Genomic DNA, 19,927 nt, shown 5'->3' with positions numbered 1-19,927 from the left:
CGGTGTCTACGACCGCGCTGAGGGCCGGATTCGGCTGTACGTCAACGGTTCGTACGTCGGCGAGGACCAGCGGTTCCCGTCAATGAACGCCACCGGGCTGCTGCGGATCGGTCATCAGATGGGCAGTGTTCCCAACCAGTTCGAGGGCGCGATTGACGACGTGCGGGTCTATGACCGGGTGCTGAGCACGGACGCGGTCCGAGCTTTGGTGGCCAAGGACGACATCCAAGCCGCGCATTGGCGGTTTGACGAGGAGTCGGGCAACACGGCGAGCAACGCGGTCGAGGGCGGCGACGCCGCTGTGCTGCGCGGCGGCGCGAGATTCGGCTCGGACGCGCGAGTCAATCGTGCGGTCACACTCAGCGCACCCGGTGATCACGTCACCTCCAGCGGCCCGGTGATCAGCGCGAGCGAGAGCTTCTCGGTGGCCACATGGGTGAAGGTGGACGCCGCCGGTGTTCCCGCAGGTGGGTTTGCCACGGCGGTGTCCGCGCAGGGTAACGAGGTGAGTGCGTTTTTCCTGGGCTACCGTGAGGCTGACGGCGGCCGGTGGGAGATGTACACCACGGGGAAAGACGCGGTAGTCCGCGATGGTGACTACGTGGTGCGATCCAGCGAGACGGCCGCGGTCGGCAAATGGACCCACCTCACCGTGGTGTTCGACAAGCCGACGCAGACGATGAGGCTGTACGTCAACGGCGCGCTCAGCGGTACTGCGGTCCGGCCGAAGGGATTCAGCGCGAACGGGCCACTGATCGCCGGACACGGCAAGTGGAACGGTGTCGACAGGGCCAACCAGTGGCTCGGTTCGATCGACGAGCTGCGCGTGTACAGCAGGCCGCTGGACAACGCTGAAGTCCAGGGCGTGTTCACCCGTGAGGCCGCCGCGGTGGGGTCCTGGAAACTGGACGGTGACCTTCTCGACGACTCCACGAGCGCGAAACACGCCACCGCGGTGAACGGTCCGGTCTGGACGGAAGGCCAATCCGTGCACCCGGACGCCGCGGACAAGGCGCTGCGATTCGACGGCGTCGACGAACACGTCACCGCGGGCACTGCGGTGGACACCCGCGGCAGCTTCACCGTCGCGGCGTGGATCAAACCCGAGCAGACCAGCGCACCGGTGGCGGCGGTCAGCCAGAGTGGAGCCACAAACTCGGTATTCGCGCTCGGGTTCGACGAACGCAAACGATGGTCTTTCACCATGCTCGGCCCGGATGGCAGCCTCCGCGAAGAGGCACGCGTCTACTCCGACGCAGTGGCACAACCCGGCGTATGGGCGCACGTGGCCGGCGTGTACGACACGGGCAAGCACGAGATTCGGCTCTATGTCAACGGTCTGCTCGTATCCACCGGTTCGTTCGCTTCGGCCTGGCACGCCGCTGAGGAGCTGAGCTTCGGACGCTCAAAGGCCGTGGGCAAATGGGGCGGGTACATGCCCGGCACCCTCGACGATGTGACGCTGTACGACCGCCCGTTGTTCCAAGACGAGGTGAGCCAGCTCGCCGGCCGCGACCTGACGTTGGTGCACAACCTCCGCTTGGACGAGCAACCCGGCAGTTCCACCGCTGTGGACTCGGCGGGCAGCCGTGTCGGCGCGGTCTCCGGGGCCACCACGTTCGTACCCGGACGTCAGGCCAACGCCGCCCAGTTCGCAAGCGCTGACGCCCAGATCGCCACTCCGGGAGTGGATCTGCGGACCGATCAGAGTTTCACGGTCACCGCATGGGTGAACCTGCGGCAATCCGGCGGTCAGCTCACCGCGGTGAGTGTTGACGGGACACACACGAGCAAGTTCCGCCTTGGACACGTCAAAGATCGATCACATCGCAACGGGTCCTGGATATTCGAAATGCCAGAGGCAGATGACGACACCAACAGGGTGACCATGGCCGCTGTGTCTACTCTGGACAATGAGCTCGATACCTGGGTTCATCTGAGTGGGGTCTACGACGCACCGGCCAAGAAGATCTGGCTCTATGTCAACGGCGCGCGTGTGGGAGATGGCGAACTGAACACGCCATGGGCAGCCACAGGCGGCCTCGTGGTGGGCCGTGGCAAGTTGGCGAGTGTCGGTGCCCAGGCATGGACTGGTTCGGTCGACGATGTCCGTCTCTATACCGGTCGTCTCGACAGAGGTCGCGTCGAATCGCTGTACAAGTCCTACCCGGCTCCGACCAACTGACCGTGATTCGCGCCGCACTGGAGGGAATCGTGCGTAAGCATCGCGCCTTCGCAGTGGCGATGGCCATTGCATTGAGTCTTGACATCTGTGTCGCGGTCGCCGTACCGATGGTCGCTTCCGCGCAGACAGGACCTTCTGTGCCGTTACCGAACACTGATTCGGTACCGGTGAACCAGCAGTCGATGAGCGGCCGGGGTCAAGACGACGCGTCCAAAGACGCTCTCAAGGGCAACCAGTCCAGTTCGCCGGCGGGCAAGGCAGGGTCGGGAACGTCGACAGTCACCTCTTTGTCGCCATCCGCGATCTGGGACGTGTCACCGCATACCGGGGATTTCTCGTGGTCCTATCCGATGCGTGTACCTCAAGTGCCAGGTGGGTTGGCTCCATCGATCGCCTTGTCCTACACCTCGTCCACAGTGGATGGTCTGACGAGCGCCACCAACAATCAGGCGTCGTGGGTTGGCGATGGATGGTCGTTATGGCCCGGCTTCATCGAGCGCACCTACGGCGGGTGTGCCGAGGACCTTCCTGGGGATCCCAAAAACAATCCGAGTGACCTGTGCTGGCGATCAGACAACGCGACCATGTCGATGTCCGGTGCCGGAGGACGCTTGATCCGCAACGACGCCGACGGTGTCTGGCGGCAGGAACGTGACAACGGGTCGAAAGTCCAGCGTCTGACGGGAAAGCTGAACGGTGACAACGACGGCGAGTACTGGAAGATCACCAACGTCGACGGCACACAGTACTTCTTCGGCTCACGACCAGAGTCGAACTCCACATGGACGGTCCCGGTCTTTGGTGACGACGCCGGGGAACCCTGCCACAACTCCGCCGGATTCGATGCTTCGTCGTGCGTTCAAGGCTATCGGTGGAACCTGGACAAAGTCGTTGACCCGCGCGGCAACGTCGTCCTGCACCAGTACAAGACAGAAGAGAACCACTACGGTCGCAACAAGAACAAGTCAGCTGCCAAGTACGTGCGCGACGGCTGGCTGAGCCAGATCGACTACGGCTTGAAGAGCGACGACCCCGCGCAGGCGACCGCACGTGTCGTCTTCACCGAGCAAGATCGCTGCGTACCGGGCTCGGACTGCACGTTCTCCCACCCGAACAACCTGCCGGACGTACCGCTGTACATGAAGTGCGACGGCGGAACATGCCCAGACAAGCCGTCTCCATCGTTCTGGACCAGCAAGCGGCTCAGCAAAGTCACGACCCAGGTGAAGGCCGACACCGGCTACACCGACGTGGACTCATGGACACTCCGTCACGAGTTTCCCAATCCCGGCGATGGTGACAAACCCGCGATGTGGCTCGCCGGCGTTACTCAGGCCGGGCATGTAGGGGCGCAGATATCTCTGCCCGAAGTCAAGTTCGAAGGCATTCAGAAACCTAACCGTGTGTCCAACGGCGACTCCTACTCCAATCTGACTCGGTATCGGATGAACGCGATCGTCTCCGAGGCTGGAGGAGTCACATCCATCAAGTACGCGGACACTCAGTGCACCGTCGCTGGACTACCCGATCACCCGGAGAACAACACCCAGAGATGCTTCCCGGTCCGGTGGGCCGCACCCGGATCACCTGAAGGCATCGACTATTTCCACAAGTATGTGGTCGAGTCGGTGACTGACCATGACCGGCTCGGCACTCACGTAGGCGTCATCACGCGCTATGACTACCTGGACGGCGCAGCGTGGCACTACGACAAGTCGGAGATCCTTAAGGAAGACAAACGAACCTGGAACGAGTTCCGAGGGTTCGGGCATGTCCGGGTGACCAAGGGAACCGGGCACGACGGCCCACAACAAAAGATCGAACACCGGTTGTACCGAGGCATGCACGGTGACAAACTGCGCAGCGGAACTCGCGCGGTGTCCATCAAGGACTCCGAAAACGCGGAGCGTGTGGACGAGGACTGGCTGTCCGGCATGACCAGGGAGACCGTCACCTACGACGGCGACAAAGTGGTCACCAAAACCATCAACGAACCCGGCTGGAGAGGCCCGACCGCCACGCGGGGACCGTTCAAGGCATACCAGACTTTCATCGGCTCGGTCGATACCTACACATCGTTGGCGAGCGGTGGACGTCGGGCCACCAGAACTGAGACGACCTACAACGACGACGGGCAGCCCGTCACCGTCAACGATCTAGGAGATACCGGCACAGCCGCCGACGACAAATGTTCCACCACCAGTTACGCCCGAAACACTGAGACATGGATGGTTTCGTATCCGTCACGTGTCGAGGTCGTGGCGGTCGCATGCGGTACGAAACCCGTGTATCCGGACCACACTATCGGTGACGTACGAACCTCGTACGACGGCAGGGCACCTGGTGAACCGCCGGTGACCGGGAACGTCACCCGTATGGACACTATTGAGGGGTACAGCTTCCGGGGGCCCGTGTACGTGCCGCTGTCGACCTCGAAGTACGACGGCTACGGTCGAATTGTTGAGAAAGCAGATGTGTACGGGCACACGTCAAAGACGACGTACACGCCTGAGGTTGGCCGACCGACGCAGGTTGTCACCACAGATCCGGCGGGCAACAAGACAACGACCACTTTGCACGCGGTGACGGGCAACGTCCTCAAGGTCGTCGATCCCAACGACAATGTGGCGGAATCTGCCTACGACGCCCTCGGGAGGCTGACCGAAGTCTGGCACCCCAACCGGGAGCGTGCCTCCTCGCCAGGCAACGCGCAGTACTCGTACTTGATCTCCCAGGACAAACCCTCAGCCGTCACTACGAAGTCGGTCAACGCCTCAGGTCACTACACGACCACGACCACGATCTACGACGGATTGCTCCGTCCACGGCAGATCCAGACACCGGCTCCAGACGGTGGACGGTTGCTGACCGACACCCGCTATGACTCTGTGGGACGCGCCTACAAGACGACACTCCCCTACTTCAACAACGCCGCGGTTGATACCGACCTGTGGTCGGCCACCGACGCCGAGATCCCTGGCCTGACCCTCACCGCGTACGATGGGGCCGGACGCCCGGTCACACAGACGTTCAAAGGCGTCGCACGGGAATGGTCGACCACGACGTGGTATGGCGGCGATCGGGTCAAAGTGACACCGCCACCAGGGGGGACCCCGACCACGAAAGTCATCGACGCGCGTGGGCGGACCGTCGAGTTACACCAGCACAAGTCAGACAGTGAATTCGATGTCACGCGCTATGCGCATGACCCCGAAGGTCGTCTGACCACGATGACGGACCCCGCGGGCAACACATGGCGATACACCTATGACCTGCGTGGCAGGAAGATCAAAGAAGAAGACCCCGACCGAGGCACGACAATCACCACTTACGACCTCGCTGGCAAGGTACTCACCACCACGGACGCCAGAAGCGTCACACGGGCCTATGCCTATGACGTACTCGATCGACCCACTGCGACGCACCTGGGCAGCTTGTCAGGACCCAAACTCACCGAGTTCACCTACGACACTGCCGAATGGGGAATCGGCAAACTCGCCACGGAGACAAGGTGGATCGACGGCAACGCCTACACACACAAGATCAAAACGTATGACGCTCTCTACAATCCGCTGGAGAGCGTGATCACGATCCCCGCTGCTGAGAAAGGCCTTGCAGGCGAATACAAGACATCCGCCGACTACGCACCCGACGGCAGCCTGAAGAGCACCACGATGCCCGCGATCGGAGGGCTGAAGACCGAACAGGTCACTCATGCCTTCAACCCGCTCGGTCTGCCCAGTACCTCATACGGAGGAGTGTCCGGTGTAGGCACATTCGAATATGCCACCGACACGATCTACACCAAGTACGGCGAAGCGCAACGCATCCAACTCGGCGAACAGCCCAAGCGCGCCTGGATGTCCCTGTACTACGAGGATGACACCCGCCGCCTGAAGCGCGCGATCATCGACGCCGAGCGGCCACAGCCCAAGATCTCGGACGTCAACTACACACGGGATCCGGCAGGTCGCATCACATCAATCACCGACACCCAACCTAGCGGCAACCCGGATCGACAGTGTTTCAACTACGACCATCTCCAGCGACTCACCGAGGCCTGGACACCGATCGATGAATGCTCTCCCGAACCGACGCCGGCGTTGGGCGGACCGGCGCCGTACTGGCACTCGTTCACCTACGACAAGATCGGCAACCGCCTCACCGAAACCCAGCATGCTACGGCAGGCGACACGGTCCGCACCTACAACTACCCGCCGTCTGGCAGAAAACTTGAATCCGTCACTACCGCGGGCGGCCCAGGCGGCACAACAGTGGAAGAGGCCGGGTACGACGCCGCGGGAAACACCATCCGCCGCAAGATCTTCAGCGGCGAACAGGAGTTGGACTGGGACGCCGAGGGCAACCTCATCAAGGTCACCGAAGGCGACAAGACAACCGAGTTCCTCTACGGCGCCAACGGAGCCAGACTGATCCGGCGCGACCCCACCGGCTCCACGCTGTACTTGCCAGGCCAAGAAGTGCGCCTCGACAAAGCTGGAACCAAGACAGCCACCCGGTATTACAACCACGGTGGCTCCGTGATCGCGATGCGCACCGAGACCGGGTTGACATGGCTGATCGGTGACCATCAAGGCACAGCACAGATCGCGATCGATGCGCAGTCGATGGCTGTGACAAGCCGACGCCAGACTCCGTTCGGCGGCCCTCGCGGGCAATCAAGTCTGTTCCCAGGCGAGAGGGGGTTCGTCGGCGGAACGATCGACGCATCCATCGGATTAATAACCTTGGGCGCCCGCCAATACGACCCGGCAACAGGTCGATTCATCTCAGTAGACCCGATCATCAACCCCCAAGACCCGCAGCAATGGCACGGATACGCCTACGCCAACAACAATCCCATCACCTTCAGCGACCCCAGCGGTGAATATTGCGACGGCTGCGACTTCCAGGACTGGAAGGACGGCACAGGCTCGTACTCGGACTGGAACTCACCCCCAGGTTCACCGACGGCACCGACAAGCCTTTCGAATGAAGCTGAAAAGAGAGACGTTCGGACTGGAAAAAATAGCGACCCGAAAAAGCAACCGGTCATCGGCGGGAAACGTGTTCCGTTATTCTCGGAGCTCAAAGCCAGGCGGCTGATGGGTCATGGGTATGCAGATGACGAGTACGACCTAGCTATCGTCGACTGGGCCCAAAAGACCTGCAACAGCACCTCCGAAGCGGGCTCTGAATTCTGTGCTGAAGCAAGTAGTGCTGGGTTGCTGGACGTGCGGAACTCTGAACTGCGCGACTTCCTTTTCGGCCTGACCCCGATGTCGACCGTTGTTGAAATCGGGAAATGCGTCCAAGGTAGCGGCTCGTGTGCTGAAGCGGCGCTGGACGCCTTCCCTCTCACCAAAGCCGCCAAGGTCTTTGGTGACGCTCTATCGGTGTTCAAAAAGGGCTGCAGCTTCGCGGCCGACACTTTAGTATTGATGGCGGACGGCGCCTACAAGCCGATCGAAGAACTCCAAGTCGGCGACATAGTGCTCGCCAGCGACCCGGAAACCGGCGAAACCGGACCACGGGTCGTGACGGCCGTGATGGCTCACGACGACACCGTGCTCGAACTCGCAACCGCCGACGGCGCCACCGTCACCACCACCGAGGACCACCCGTTCTACAACGCCACCGACCGAGCATGGCAACGCGCCGACCAACTCGACCCCGGCGACAGCCTGCTCACCCCGAGTAGTGCCTATGTTCATGTTGCAGGTTTGCTGCCTAACGTCGGTCATGTCACGCTGGCCTACAACCTCACGGTCGAGGGCTTGCATACCTTTTATGTGCGGCTTGGAGATGCGCACGTAACGTATGATGTTCTGGTCCACAATGATTGCGGCAAGCCTGTAAATCTGCCGGCTTGGCGAAAAGTTGACGTTGACATGGAACACGTCGTCGATCGTCACACCGCTGGAGGGAGGACATATCAGCAGAGTGGAATTAAGACCAAGTTTCCTGACTATATGTCTAAAGGGGAAATTGAATCAACAATTCGCCAGGCCTATAGAAATTCGGCGGTTGCGGGTCCGTCGCAAGGTGAGCGTGTGTTTCTGAGAGGGTCTGCAAATGGCTTGGAAGTTGAGATGTGGGTAAATAAAGGCACAGGAACAATTGAAACCGCTTACCCTGTTTGGAGGTGACGTTGTGTCTCCCGAGTTTCGAGTTGATACAACGTCCTTGGAAAGTGCTAGGTCTGGAGTTATTTGGGGCGCCGTTTGGTGGGAGCTGGGTGACCAGAGATTTCCCGAGTTTAAGTGGAACGATCTCGCGGTTGCTGTGGCAGTCGAGACATTAGTCGCGATTCGAGATGTATTCGATGGCGCAAACCTTCGGCGGCGTGTTCGTTTTTTTGACGGTCCATTTTGGGTGGACTTTACACGCGATCGGACAGATGAATTCTCGATAGCTTTTGGAGAGAAGCTCACCGTTGGATCCGATGGCTTTGAATTTGGGAAAACTACTCGTCAAATTCAAGCAGTCTGTCACAATCTGCTTACAGAATGCAAGGCGCGGGGGTGGGGTGAACAGGATGACGTGCGACGCCTGGCGAGTGTTTTAACCCCGTAGTAGTCATGTCATCTGTGGCGAGAGCGAGAAGCTAATATTATATGGGAGCGACCAACGTCGCTGTCTCTGTCGCGCTCACGGTGACACTATATAAAGGGGCTTCGCTAGCGGATGGGACTTTTGTGTGATCGTGATCGACCGTCGTAAATGTTCGCGGATCGGCGTATACAACAATGGCGAAGGCAGGACGCTTCTTCAATCGCACTTCGACGATGTTGTTCGCGATGAGTCAAACATCATGCGTACGTTTGATAACGAGCACGGATCGTTCAGATCAGCGATTCACCGAATTGCTTCTCCTGTGAATAAGGCGATGACTCCTGAGGGCGGCATATTGATGGTAGGTGTGCGGCACTCTCTACAGAGGACTGTAGTGTGCTCAATCGGGTTTCACACTGCACGAACAGGAGCAAGGGCGCGCGTCCAACTGCGCTGTACTGCACTGTGTTGCGTGTGCCGTGCCAAAACTCGAACTAGCTTCTGAGCTGTGGTTTGTGATCGGTTCAGGCGGTGCGTCTGTATTCGTTGATCACTCCGCTCAGGACACGATGCCGGCGGATCGGGTCATCCAGTGAGATCACGACGGCAGGGTCGTGGTTGGGTGGACGTTGCTCACGGCCTTGGTGCGGGCGGTGTTCGTTGTAGTGTCGTACGAACTGTTCGAGCACTGTGATGGCGTGCCGTTCGTTGTAGATCAGCATTTGGTCGGTGCACTCGGTTCGGACGGTGCGCACGAACCTTTCCGCGTAACAGTTTGCTCGGGGCGTTCGCGGCGGGGACTTCACCGTGTCGATGCCCTCGGAGGCGAACACCGCGTCGAATGACGCAGCGTATTTGGTGTCTCGATCGCGGATGAGGAACCGGAACTGGGAGATCCGTTCGTCGAGGGTCATCAGCAGGTTGCGGGCGGCCTGCGTAGTCCAAGCCGCAGTCGGATGCGCGGTCGCGCCGAGGATGTGGACCCGACGGGTGTGGACCTCCATCACGAACAACACGTGCAGCCGGTGCAGGCCGATGGTGTCCAGGTGGAAGAAGTCGCCTGCCAGCAGGCCCGCTGCTTGGGTGCGCAGGAAGGTGCGCCAACTGGTGTCCGCCCACCGAGGCGCGGGACCGATGCGGGCGGCGGCGAGGATACGGCGGATCGTGCCCGCACCGATGTGGTGTCCGAGCCGGGCGAGTTCTCCCTGTACGCGGCGATGTCCCCATCTCGGGTTCTCCCGAGCCAACCGCACGATCAACTCGCGAAGTTCGTCACCGATCGGTGGGCGTCCTGGTTGATTTGGGTAGGTCCATTTCCGGGTGACAAGACGGCGATGCCAGGCCAGCAGCGTGCCCGGTGTCACGATGCGGTGCCAGTGCAATTAGCGGGGCAGTAGCCGCGTCAGTGCTGACAAGATCGCGCGGTCCGGCCATCCAGGACGTGGCCGGCCGACCTGGCGGCGCAGGACCGTCACCTCGTGACGCAACACCAGGATCTCGAGATCCTTGGTGGCGGAGCGTTGGAGGAGTAAACCCAGCCAGCCGCACAACCGCATCGTGATCAAGTACATCAGTCGAACCAGCACGGTCGGTGAGCATCGCACGACCCTTGTACGGGACAAAACGGCAGGTCACCGAGCCAGACGTCGAGTTATGGCACGGTACAGGGACTACGGGGCCTGCGTGGCCCTCACCCCGACCGGGTATCTCCAGGCCGGTGACAGTGACGCGCTGCGCGCCGCAGTCCGGGCCGCTCGTGAGATCGGCCGCGATGACGTGCTGTTCAGCGCCCCATTGGACATCGGCTGGTTCCTCAACGACCACATCGACCATCTCATCGCGGTGCTGGCCACGCTCCCGCTGCCCAAGGCGGTCTTCCTGGGCGGCCAGTTCGATCCGATGGACCGCTATCGCGACGGCGTGCCTAATCTCCGCCGCGTGGTGGCCGAGGCCGGGGACATCGCGGTGTTCCGCACCGATCTCACCGGATTCGACGCGATGAGCCAGGGCGCGTTCGCCACCTCGATCGGGTCGGGCGGCAGCCTGCGCCACATCATCCCGTTCGGACAGATCCGCCGCTCGAACAACAAGGACGAGTCACCCAGCGTGCTCTACGGCGACCTGATGACCTTCTACAAAGGATCCACGCTCGCTGACAAGTTTCGCTAACCATTGGGCACCGGTCTGCCAGTGCCCGGCGTGCGGAGGCCGCGCGCTGGACAGCTTCCTGGTCAAACAGTTGGATACCGTGCCCGCGCACCGCCACAGCATGTGCACCTGGGCGGACTGGATCGACGATCTACGGGCGCGCAACACCCTGGCGGACCGGGCGATCTGGTGGCGTAACCGGTGCGTCCGCGCGATGACCACCGCGGACGCCGTCAACGTCCAGATCAACCAGCAGGGCGCATTCACGGTGCCTGGCCCGCTGCAGGCATGGGCCCAGTTGCCGCCGTGGCTGTCGGCCACTCAACCAGTCACTCGGCCACCACGACGCCCGCGCCGTTCGCGGACGCCATGACCTGCCGGTAAACCTCCTCGGCAAACCTCCACTGCGCGGCCGAATGCTGATGCCGCACGTAGGGCTGCGGGTCGACCAGCATCCGCAACCGTCCCGATTCAAAGACACACACACCGACGCCGTAGAACGACGCCTGCGCGCACGCATCGTCCACATCAGACGGTGTGGCGGGCAAGAGCATCGCCCGCGCACAGAACGGCGCGAACTGCCCAGCCTTACGCAGCCCTTCGCGCCATGAACGTGCTGTCACCATCGCGAACCGAACCGACAGCGGTGCCACCGCCCGCCGCACGACGTTCCTGCCGTCGTAGTCCACCACTCCGTGCGGGACACGTTGCAGCAAGTGCCGCTCCCGCTCGGACAAGTCGTGCACTGCCACCGGAAGCCCGACCGGCAGGCCCATCAACGCATCCAGCACACCCCGCTGCGTGACCGCGCCGACGCCTGCGGCGACGCGACGCGCGTGCTCGGATTCGTCGAGGCAGTACGCCACATCCACCACCCCACCGAACAGGCGCATCGCCACACTGGGACACCACGTCCGCTCGTCGAGATCTGACGTCCGCACTGCGGCTCGGACTGCCTCCGCCACTCCGACGCGGCTCACGATGTCTCCACTTCACTCAGCTCACCGGCGAGGGCCTGCACACAACTCCAGAACCGGTCCTGGCCCTCATGCCTGCGGTACCAGCAGCGCCGGTCACCCCGTGTCCGTCCGAGCTTGTCCACCAAACCCACGCTGATCAACCCCCGGATAGGCGCGTAATACACGCTTGCCGGCACCCCGCGCGCGTCGGACAGCTGCGACAAGCACACGCCGTCATCTCCAGCCTTGGCCAGCGCGACCAACAACTCCAGCCGGTGCCGGTTGCCGAACACGACCCCCGAGACATGTCGACTGCGATCACGCTCATTGTTGGCCATGCCATCAATAATAGTGATTCGCGAATCACAAATCTATGGCATGGCGAGCCGTTGATCGCCTGCTGCGCCGCCGCGACACCAGGACGTCGACCGACGGTCTTCAGCGACACGACCCGACCAGGCGAGTCTTCGCTTGAGCGCGAGATGGCCATGACCTGGGAATTCACTCGAACGGAGCATGAAGCGGACGCTATGATCACTCGTGCATCTGCACGTGCAGATGCACGAGTGTTGGTCTTGGGTGGGGTGGTTCGAGATGATCCGTGCGCAAGCGAACGCTGGTGAGGGCGTGGTTCACTTGTGGGCGTCGGATCTTGCGGTGCTGTCCGACAGTGCGCTGTGCGGAGCGAGGGGGCCGGCGGTTCCCGACCAGGCTGGTCAGCGCTGCATTCGTTGCTGGCAGGCGCACGGCAGTCTTCTGACGGCGGCATTCACCAAATCAACTCTGACGCATGCAGCTTGACGCTGGCGCCAAGGAACGCAATCGACACCATTGGGCGATGAACCTGCCGCGCGACAGGGTCAATCACGTCGCTCGACGATCACCGGCATGGCGAGATCGACCGGTCGGCCGACGCTCGATCGCGCGTCCTCTCACGCTCGATGAGCTTGCGCGACACCTCGTGCAGGTGACCTGGAGTATCCCGACCTCGCCGGGCCGGCCGTTGATCCGAGCCTCCGTGATTTCGGTCGCGCACATTGGCGATGATCGCGACTAGTTGCGGTCACGCAGCTGGGGCAAGCCGCAAGCGTGGACACCGCGAGACGGACTATGAGAACTATGAGAACACACGATTGCCGACCCCGTTTCGCATCCGCAGCCATCAAGGTCGTGATCCGCCAGGCGCGACTGCCCTGATAGGCAAGCTGGTGTGTTAATCAAGGTCCTTGCCGACAGCCACAATAGCTGATCTTGAAATCGAGGTAGGCCGCCTGTATGCGCCTCAGGGCGGCCGGGTGCTTAGATGTCCACACTGGCTGAAGTCGTTAGCTGATCGTTTGTCTGCCGCCTTGGAAGTGATGATCAATATGGCTCCCGACTCTCAAGAGACCGATGATGATCAACGTCCTCAACCGTCACATCCCTCTGCAGCGGCGAGTAAAGTCGGCATCACTGTTAGTGTCCTTGTCCTCGGTGTCCTCGGTGTTCTAGCGGACACAGCGCAGGTGGTCGACCTATTCAGGCACAGCTGGGTAATCATAGTGTTAGTTCTTGGCATCTGTATCGGGATTGTGGGTGCCTTGATATTGGAACGGCAATGGCGAAAACCGCCGGGTGCTCTGGTGCTTGTGGCCGTTGCCTTGCTGGTGGTGGCATCAGCCGCAGTTACTACGGCAGTTGTGTACTCGGCGCAGCCGGCTGATGCAGCTGGCAACTTCACAGGCACCCCGGGACCGAGTCCGAGCACGTCCTCAGTGACAACACCGACTTCGCAAGAACCGTCACAGACGGCACCGAGACAGCTTGAAATCAGCGACCCGAAAGCCAACGTAAGGGTGTCATGGAAGGACGAAGTGACGGTGACGGGCACAAGCGTTGGACCTGACCGACACGTCGCACTTTTTCTCAAGCCTCTCTCCGGACCTTTCATCTGGCCTTCCCTCTGCAACTATGATGCGGCCAACAAGAGGGTTATATGCCACGTGCAGTACGGCGAGAGGGAACAAAGTCGTGGATCATCTTTTGACGTCTGGGCGGTGACAGTCGACGAAAAAGACTATTACCTACTGAGTGATTATTACGGGAAAGGTAAGTGGTTTGATCCGAATAAGTCGCCGGTTCGGGTAATTGTTGAATCGGAACGGGTTCGAGTTAAGCGAGAAGACTAACTCTGGGGCATCCGCGACGGCACCACAGTGCCACTCTGACCATAAGCGAGGATGTCGTTGCCGTGGCAGGTGTTGCCGTGGGTTGCGTCGGCGGCGCCGGCCACGCGGGGCAGGGTGCGGACGACGGTGAGGTAGTCGGCGCGTTCGAAGGCCGTGCGGGCGTTGGCCAGTCCGTGGTGCACGTGTACCACGTTCGAGGATGTCGCCGGTGTCGGTGTGAGGCCGAGTAGGGCAGGTTCGAGTCGGCAGGCGTCCGGCCTGATCATGCCGGACGCATTGTCGGCGGAATGCGCTGTCAATCGTCCATATGCGACGTTCGATGGGTCTCATCCGCTGCCGCCAGGAGAATCAGGTGGTGTGTCATCGCCAGCGGCCTGGTTTGTGTGATGGTTGTCCGGACAAAGTTCGCTAACTCAGGTGGAACCGCGTGTGCAAAGGTAGCGTCGTCAAAACTGGCGTCCTTGGTGAACTCCGCCTCGTCGAGCCAGACGGTTCCGGCGAACTTCACGCCGTCAAACCTGACGCTCCGAACCTTGCTTTGTTGAACACGGTGGCCCAGCGGAACTCCGCCTTGTCAAATGTGGCGCTTCTGCCGAAATCCGCTTCCGTGAACGCGGTGGATGTGCTGAACTACGATCGTCTCGCCGAGGACGTGGCTCCACAGTCTCGCGTGCTCAAAGTGTACGAACGCCAAGGCGACAACCTGTGGCGTCGGCATCAAATCTGGGCAGGTCACCACGACCTGCACGACCTTCCTGATCATGATCCCGCGTTCAGCTCGCGCGACGGAGGCTTCAACGACGACGCTCCGGTGGATCCACGCACCATGATGGCCGACATACGAGATGATCTTCAGACGATGGCGGCCACCACGCTGACCGAAACGCAAGAAAGCTACGCGACCACGCTGCGCAACACGCAGGCGCTCGAATACAAACGACTATTCGTCCACAGGAGACACTCGACGGCCATGAAGACAAGGCTGAGGGCATGCCCGCTGTCTTCGGGAGCTAGCGCAGGATCGGCTGTGGCCGCCACAGCCGAGCGTCGGTGTGACACGTCATATGTGCCGGATCCGGCAACGCGCATGACGGATGCGGCGTTGCGAGCTCGTGGTGTGGGTTGGGGGCGGGTCGCTCCGCCCCCGCGCCGCTACCAGATGCAGCCGAGCGGGGCGTCAAAGCAGATGTGCCGGGTGGCGCTGCGGCCGAACGTCGGTCGGTTGACGCCGAAGCCGGTCTGGTACTCCTTGACTTGGCCGCTCAGCAGGCCCTTGCAGCCGACCTTGACGGTCAGGGGCCGGCTGACCGGCGGGTCAAGATGCTTGCGCTGACACCGGCGGGTCGGCGAGCGCTCCGCACCGTCCAGGACGAGCTCCTCGCGCCACCCGAGCAAATCGCAAGACTTCCCGCGCCGAAGCGAACATCGCTGGCCCGGCTCCTGCGCGATGCCCTGCAGAGCGACGAGCAGTGAACTCCCGCGCTCGCCCGCTTGCCCACCCTCACCTCCACTGGCCGGCCTCGACCGGCGCGGCACCACCGCCACCGCACCGGACCGGACCGGCACACCAAGTCGAGACGTCGGCGTAGTGGCTCGGAGCTACTCGCCCTGAAGAAATGCCACGAAATTGAGACTGATCTCGAGTGCCAACCTGGGAGAAAACCATAGAGTCCGCAGGTCAAACAAGATCGACATGTCATGCGCGGTCTCAAATCTGGTGTCGTAGTCTCATGGCCAATGTCGTATGGATGTCCTATACGACATCGCCGTGAGATTGCTCCTCGGCGTCTGGCCGATTCTCGCCATGCTTTGTCGTTCGCTGCCCATCGTCGGTTTAGCTAGGGGCCCCGACAATGGCCCTTTGCGTTCGTCGGGGTTGTCAGCAAAGACTGCGGTTTGTGGGCGTGGACTGGATTTCATGATCTTGAGGCGGCGGTGACGGCGGAGGGATTGGGGCATGATCTCGAGACGTCTGGCGACCTTCACCAAGGTGGGTGCCGTAACACTGTTGCTCGGCGCTCTTTCGTTTTCCTCAACGGCATCCGCGGTGCCTTCAGCAGTGGCGCTTTCGCTTCCGGAGAAGGTGCAGCGGATGCTTTCGCAGGGTGCGCTGGCCCGCTGGTATGCCCAGCATCCGGAGCAGGTCTCGGCCGGCATGCGGGCGAGGCCGGACTGGATCGCGGCGCTGGGCGCTCGTGTCAACGCGGTGCCCCGGGCGCTTGCGCCGGGCGACTTTCCGATGCGCCGGGCGCTGTTTAATCGTGACGATCTCGGCCTGCCGCAGAACGAGGAGTCGGTCGATCGCTGCTCGTCGAACGGCAACCTGGTGTTGGCGGGGACGAACGACTACCGGGGTCTGCTCAACCCGCTCGGCAACTTCACCGGCTGGCACTTCTCCGACAATGGTGCGACCCTGACCAGGGAGGGGCTGCTGCCAGCCGTCACCTTCGCTGACGGTGTTGCGGTGCCGTCGAGTGGCGATCCGGTGGTGGCCTTCGACGCGGCCTGCAACGCGTACATGGCCACCCTCAACCTGGTCTTCGTCGACGGGGTGCCGACACATAGCGGCATTGGCGTCTACCGCACGACGGCCGGCACGCTGGGGTCGTGCCCCGGCGGTGACGACCCCACCTGCTGGCCGACCCGTACGCTGGCAGATCAGGTGATCTCTCCCGATCCGGCACACTTCCACCTCCTCGACAAGCCGTGGATGGCCGTCGGGCACAGCGCCGGGCAGACCGTGATCTGGGTGACCTACACCGACTTCGCGGTCGACTTCCCCAATGTCACCACCACGATCAAGGCGGTGCGCTGCGAGGCCAACCTGACCAGCTGCGGCAAACCGATCAATCTCAGTGCCGGTGGCAGCGATGTCCAGTTCAGCGATGTGACCGTCGGGCCCGATGGCCGGACCTACGTGACCTGGGTCGAGGATCGGATCACACCGAACGACGGGGAGACCTTCGTCATCAAACTGCGGGTGGCCGAGGCCGGCAGCAGCGAGTTCAGTCCGGAGGGGGTGGTCACCACCGAGCTCGAGCCGATCGGTTTCGGCGGTGTCCTGCACGCCAACGACTTCCGCGTCGCCACGTACCCCAAGCACGACGTGAAGATCGTGAACGGGATACCGCGGATATTCGTGATCTGGGAGTCGTGCCAGTCCCGTCCGCTCAACGTCATCTGCGAGTTCTCACGCATGCGGATGACCTTCTCCGACAGCTTCGGCGCGGGGTGGAGCAACCCGACAACGCTGTCGGCGGGCGGGGACAACTACTTCGGCACGTTGTCCGCCAATCCGGGTGGTGCGAACCTCGCGGTGGCGTACTGGACCAGCCGGTTCGATCCGGTGTTCGGCAACCGGCAGGACCTCGAACTGGTCACTGTCGGGCCCCAGGGCACCGTGGTCAACCGGCAGCGGCTGACAACCCCGTCGAACGAGCCCGAAGCCGACCCGTTCCTCCGTGGCTTCTTCATCGGTGACTACATCGAGGTCACCGCACGCGCTGACAACGCGTTGGTGGCATTCAACGCCAACTATCGAAAGCAGGCTCTCGGTCTGGACGCCAGCCTACCCACCGCCCAACAGGACAACTACCTAGCCCAAGCCCCGCTCTAACCAACCAGATGGTGGCGTCGCCGAAGCACGCAGGGCCGCCACCCTCACAAGAACCCGAAGACGAGAAGCGTCGGAATCAAAGCACGGAAACGCGCGCTGGTCGCCGCGATCCGCCGGGACGCGGACGTCCGACTTATCCGGACGGACGCCATCTTCCCGCCGAGACCACGAGTTTTGTGGATCGCCGACGGGAGATCTGGTGGCCGGCCGGTGCAATGGCGGCCGTAGCCGAGGAGACTCCGCAGATGGTGCTCGATCGGAGCGGACGAATGAGCTGGGCGTTGGTCGATATGCTGTCGCAGCTGAACCTGGTCCACAGAACCACGCTCCTGGCCGCGGCTCTGATGCTGGCGGTGGCAACTCGGCGGCGGCCGACAGTGAACGCTGCTCGGTCCGCCCGTCCTGCGCCGGCCGGGGCACGTTCGCGTCCTATGGCGAGGTCTTCACCGTCTACGACCACAAGGCAGACGGGCACTCCGCGGTCCTGCTCTACTAGTTGCCCGACGGCTACGGCCCGCGCCTGGTGTGGAATCCCAACGGCAACGGCACGAGAGTCACAGCAGACCTCGAGCTGCCGGAGGGCAGTTGGGTCACCTACCGAGTGTGCCTGGGCAAGTACGGAGCCAAGGACGTGCTCGAGAAAACCTGTGGTGCCACCATAACCGACTTCGCATGAGCATGAAGGGGCCAGCATGTCAAAGCTGAACCGTCGTACTCTCCTCGTTGCGGCGGGAATCACCGCCGCGGTTCCTCGGGCGGTCAGGGCGGCCTCGGACCCGTTCCAGTTGGGTGTCGCGTCCGGCGATCCGAGGCCGGACGGAATGGTGTTGTGGACAAGGCTCGCCGCCGCCCCGCTCGATGCCGACGGCGGCATGGGCACCCGGACCGTCCGTGTCGACTGGGAGATCGCCACCGACGCGAGATTCGTCAACATTGTCCAGACCGGACGCGAGAATGCTGTGCCCGCCGACGGTCACAGCGTGCACGTCGAGCCACGAGGCTTGGCGCCCAACGCCTGGTATTTCTATCGCTTCAAAGCCGACCGCCATATCTCGCCGGTCGGCCGCACCCGCACCGCGCCCGCGCGCGGCGCCAGCGTAGCCTCGCTGGAGTTCGCGTTCGCGTCCTGCCAGCACTTCGAGGTCGGCTGGTATCACGCCCACCGTTACATCACGGCCGACAACCCCGACGTCGTGTTGTTCCTCGGCGACTACATGTACGAGAAGCCAAGCCGTCAGGCCCACAAGGTCCGCCGGTATGTCGCCCTCAACAACGAGGCGAACACATTGTCGGAGTACCGAATCCGCTATGCCCAGCACCATCTCGACCCGGATCTCAAGGCGTGCCACGCGGCCGCCCCCTGGCTAGTGGTCTTCGACGACCACGAGGTGAAGAACAACTGGTACGGCGTGCGGTCAGCCATCCCCGAGCAGCGACGCAAAGACGCCTTCCGAGCGTTCTGGGAGAACATGCCGCTGCCGAAGGCGATGAAACCGACGAGTGCCGCGATCAAGCTGTATCGCCGCATCGAATGGGGAACCCTGGCCCGCTTCCACATGATGGACACGCGCCAGCACCGCAACAAGCAGGCGCCGGCGAGAGACTGCGGCAAGGTCAACAGCACGACCCGCACGCTCACCGGCCCGGCGCAGGAGCAGTGGCTGCTCGACGGCCTGACGGCACGCGGCTCAGGCTGGGATTTCCTGGGCCAGCAAGTGTTCTTCGCGCACCGCGACTACGACGGCGATCCCCGCACCTGCGACGGAAACAACGATTCCTGGGACGGCTACCGAGCCAACCGCGCGCGGATCATCCAAGGTTGGATCGACCGCACGGTCCGCAATCCCGTTGTCCTGACGGGTGATGTGCACACCCACTGGGCGAACGACCTGCGCCTCAACCGAACCGGCCCAATCGTCGGCACCGAGCTCGTGACGAGCTCCATCACCTCGAAGGGCAGGAACAAGCCCGGTGGCGCGAGGAACAATCCGGGCTTGAACTTCATCGGCAACCACCGCGGCTACGTCCGGGTGACCGTGAACGCGCAGCAGCTCACGGCCGAATGGACCCGGCTGAGCTCGATCCAGGAACGAGACCCGGCCAAGGTCACCATGTCCGTGTCCCGGAGATACGTCGTGCTGGACGGCCAGCCGGGCCTGACCATCTAACGACCTCGTGCATGGTTGCTGATCTTGGCTGAGGCAGGGAATTGTGCGGGTTGTCAGCAATGATCTGTCCAACCTCGGCTGGGCGCGTGGCATGACGAGGCCGGTGCGCGCGAGGTGGTGGGCGGCGC

General features: G+C 62.3%; 15 protein-coding genes. 9 read left to right on the top strand and 6 right to left on the bottom strand.

Annotation, left to right across the window (positions count from 1 at the left end; all coding sequences use genetic code 11):
- Both B9C43_RS55155 and B9C43_RS55150 read left to right on the top strand, forming a co-directional pair.
- Positions 1 to 2,185, top strand: a 2,185-nt coding sequence (locus tag B9C43_RS55155; RefSeq protein WP_143447319.1) for a LamG-like jellyroll fold domain-containing protein, incomplete at its 5' end; no start/stop codon positions are given.
- 29 nt (positions 2,186 to 2,214) lie between these two features.
- Positions 2,215 to 8,334, top strand: a complete 6,120-nt coding sequence (locus tag B9C43_RS55150) for an RHS repeat-associated core domain-containing protein (RefSeq protein ID WP_160097473.1) — start codon at positions 2,215 to 2,217, stop codon at positions 8,332 to 8,334.
- Positions 8,335 to 9,264: 930 nt separating this feature from the next.
- On the opposite strand, the gene B9C43_RS58240 is transcribed toward B9C43_RS55150, so the two are convergent.
- Together B9C43_RS58240 and B9C43_RS58235 are read right to left on the bottom strand one after the other, a co-directional pair.
- Positions 9,265 to 10,104 carry an integrase core domain-containing protein gene (locus B9C43_RS58240; RefSeq protein ID WP_235039435.1) on the bottom strand — a complete coding sequence of 280 codons (840 nt, stop codon included), beginning with the start codon at positions 10,102 to 10,104 and terminating at the stop codon, positions 9,265 to 9,267.
- An 18-nt stretch (positions 10,105 to 10,122) separates the two neighbouring features.
- Positions 10,123 to 10,326: a hypothetical protein gene (locus tag B9C43_RS58235; protein ID WP_200826179.1), complete on the bottom strand. Its 204-nt coding sequence runs from the start codon at positions 10,324 to 10,326 to the stop codon at positions 10,123 to 10,125.
- A 67-nt stretch (positions 10,327 to 10,393) separates the two neighbouring features.
- Between B9C43_RS58235 and B9C43_RS55140 the strand changes: the two genes are divergently transcribed.
- Together B9C43_RS55140 and B9C43_RS56490 are read left to right on the top strand one after the other, a co-directional pair.
- Positions 10,394 to 10,909, top strand: coding sequence for a hypothetical protein (locus B9C43_RS55140; protein ID WP_084435109.1), 516 nt, complete (start codon positions 10,394 to 10,396; stop codon positions 10,907 to 10,909).
- A 100-nt stretch (positions 10,910 to 11,009) separates the two neighbouring features.
- Entirely contained in the window at positions 11,010 to 11,261 is a 252-nt protein-coding gene (locus tag B9C43_RS56490; protein WP_143447318.1) for a hypothetical protein, read from the top strand.
- Here B9C43_RS56490 and B9C43_RS55135 read toward each other — a convergent pair.
- Together B9C43_RS55135 and B9C43_RS55130 are read right to left on the bottom strand one after the other, a co-directional pair.
- Positions 11,218 to 11,868: a hypothetical protein gene (locus tag B9C43_RS55135; RefSeq protein ID WP_084435108.1), complete on the bottom strand. Its 651-nt coding sequence runs from the start codon at positions 11,866 to 11,868 to the stop codon at positions 11,218 to 11,220. The genes B9C43_RS56490 and B9C43_RS55135 overlap by 44 nt on opposite strands.
- Positions 11,865 to 12,185, bottom strand: a complete 321-nt coding sequence (locus B9C43_RS55130) for a hypothetical protein (RefSeq protein ID WP_143447317.1) — start codon at positions 12,183 to 12,185, stop codon at positions 11,865 to 11,867. Before B9C43_RS55130 ends, B9C43_RS55135 begins: the two co-directional genes overlap by 4 nt.
- A 1,011-nt stretch (positions 12,186 to 13,196) precedes the next feature.
- Here B9C43_RS55130 and B9C43_RS56485 point away from each other — a divergent pair.
- A complete protein-coding gene (locus tag B9C43_RS56485; protein WP_143447316.1) occupies positions 13,197 to 14,015 on the top strand; it encodes a hypothetical protein in 819 nt (272 codons plus the stop codon).
- Here B9C43_RS56485 and B9C43_RS55125 read toward each other — a convergent pair.
- Positions 14,012 to 14,281 carry a hypothetical protein gene (locus B9C43_RS55125; RefSeq protein ID WP_084435106.1) on the bottom strand — a complete coding sequence of 90 codons (270 nt, stop codon included), beginning with the start codon at positions 14,279 to 14,281 and terminating at the stop codon, positions 14,012 to 14,014. The two genes, B9C43_RS56485 and B9C43_RS55125, sit on opposite strands and share 4 nt — an antisense overlap.
- Positions 14,282 to 14,310: 29 nt before the next feature.
- Positions 14,311 to 14,574 carry a pentapeptide repeat-containing protein gene (locus B9C43_RS55120; RefSeq protein ID WP_143447314.1) on the bottom strand — a complete coding sequence of 88 codons (264 nt, stop codon included), beginning with the start codon at positions 14,572 to 14,574 and terminating at the stop codon, positions 14,311 to 14,313.
- Here B9C43_RS55120 and B9C43_RS56480 point away from each other — a divergent pair.
- The 4 genes from B9C43_RS56480 (at position 14,557) to B9C43_RS55090 (ending at position 19,799) form a co-directional block, all read left to right on the top strand.
- The gene (locus tag B9C43_RS56480) at positions 14,557 to 15,348 is read left to right on the top strand and encodes a hypothetical protein (protein ID WP_143447313.1); all 792 of its coding nucleotides are present in this window, start codon (positions 14,557 to 14,559) and stop codon (positions 15,346 to 15,348) included. The genes B9C43_RS55120 and B9C43_RS56480 overlap by 18 nt on opposite strands.
- Before the next feature lie 624 nt (positions 15,349 to 15,972).
- Positions 15,973 to 17,631, top strand: a complete 1,659-nt coding sequence (locus B9C43_RS55105) for a hypothetical protein (RefSeq protein WP_084434817.1) — start codon at positions 15,973 to 15,975, stop codon at positions 17,629 to 17,631.
- 496 nt (positions 17,632 to 18,127) lie between these two features.
- Positions 18,128 to 18,307, top strand: a complete 180-nt coding sequence (locus B9C43_RS55095; RefSeq protein WP_084434819.1) for a hypothetical protein — start codon at positions 18,128 to 18,130, stop codon at positions 18,305 to 18,307.
- Positions 18,308 to 18,323: 16 nt separating this feature from the next.
- Entirely contained in the window at positions 18,324 to 19,799 is a 1,476-nt protein-coding gene (locus B9C43_RS55090) for an alkaline phosphatase D family protein (RefSeq protein WP_084434820.1), read from the top strand.
- The last annotated feature ends 128 nt before the right edge of the window (positions 19,800 to 19,927 follow it).

The organism is Kibdelosporangium aridum, assembly GCF_900176515.1.
GTDB lineage: Bacteria > Actinomycetota > Actinomycetes > Mycobacteriales > Pseudonocardiaceae > Kibdelosporangium > Kibdelosporangium aridum.
Note: the sequence above shows the minus strand (reverse complement) of the source record. Positions and strands in the feature narration are given on the sequence as shown.

Coding starts and splice junctions, on each gene's coding strand:
- B9C43_RS55090 (WP_084434820.1), top strand. CDS start 18,324: ATGTCAAAGCTGAACCGTCGTACTCTCCTCGTTGCGGCGGGAATCACC.
- B9C43_RS55140 (WP_084435109.1), top strand. CDS start 10,394: ATGGCACGGTACAGGGACTACGGGGCCTGCGTGGCCCTCACCCCGACC.
- B9C43_RS56490 (WP_143447318.1), top strand. CDS start 11,010: ATGTGCACCTGGGCGGACTGGATCGACGATCTACGGGCGCGCAACACC.
- B9C43_RS55125 (WP_084435106.1), bottom strand. CDS start 14,281: ATGATCAGGCCGGACGCCTGCCGACTCGAACCTGCCCTACTCGGCCTC.
- B9C43_RS55105 (WP_084434817.1), top strand. CDS start 15,973: ATGATCTCGAGACGTCTGGCGACCTTCACCAAGGTGGGTGCCGTAACA.
- B9C43_RS55130 (WP_143447317.1), bottom strand. CDS start 12,185: ATGGCCAACAATGAGCGTGATCGCAGTCGACATGTCTCGGGGGTCGTG.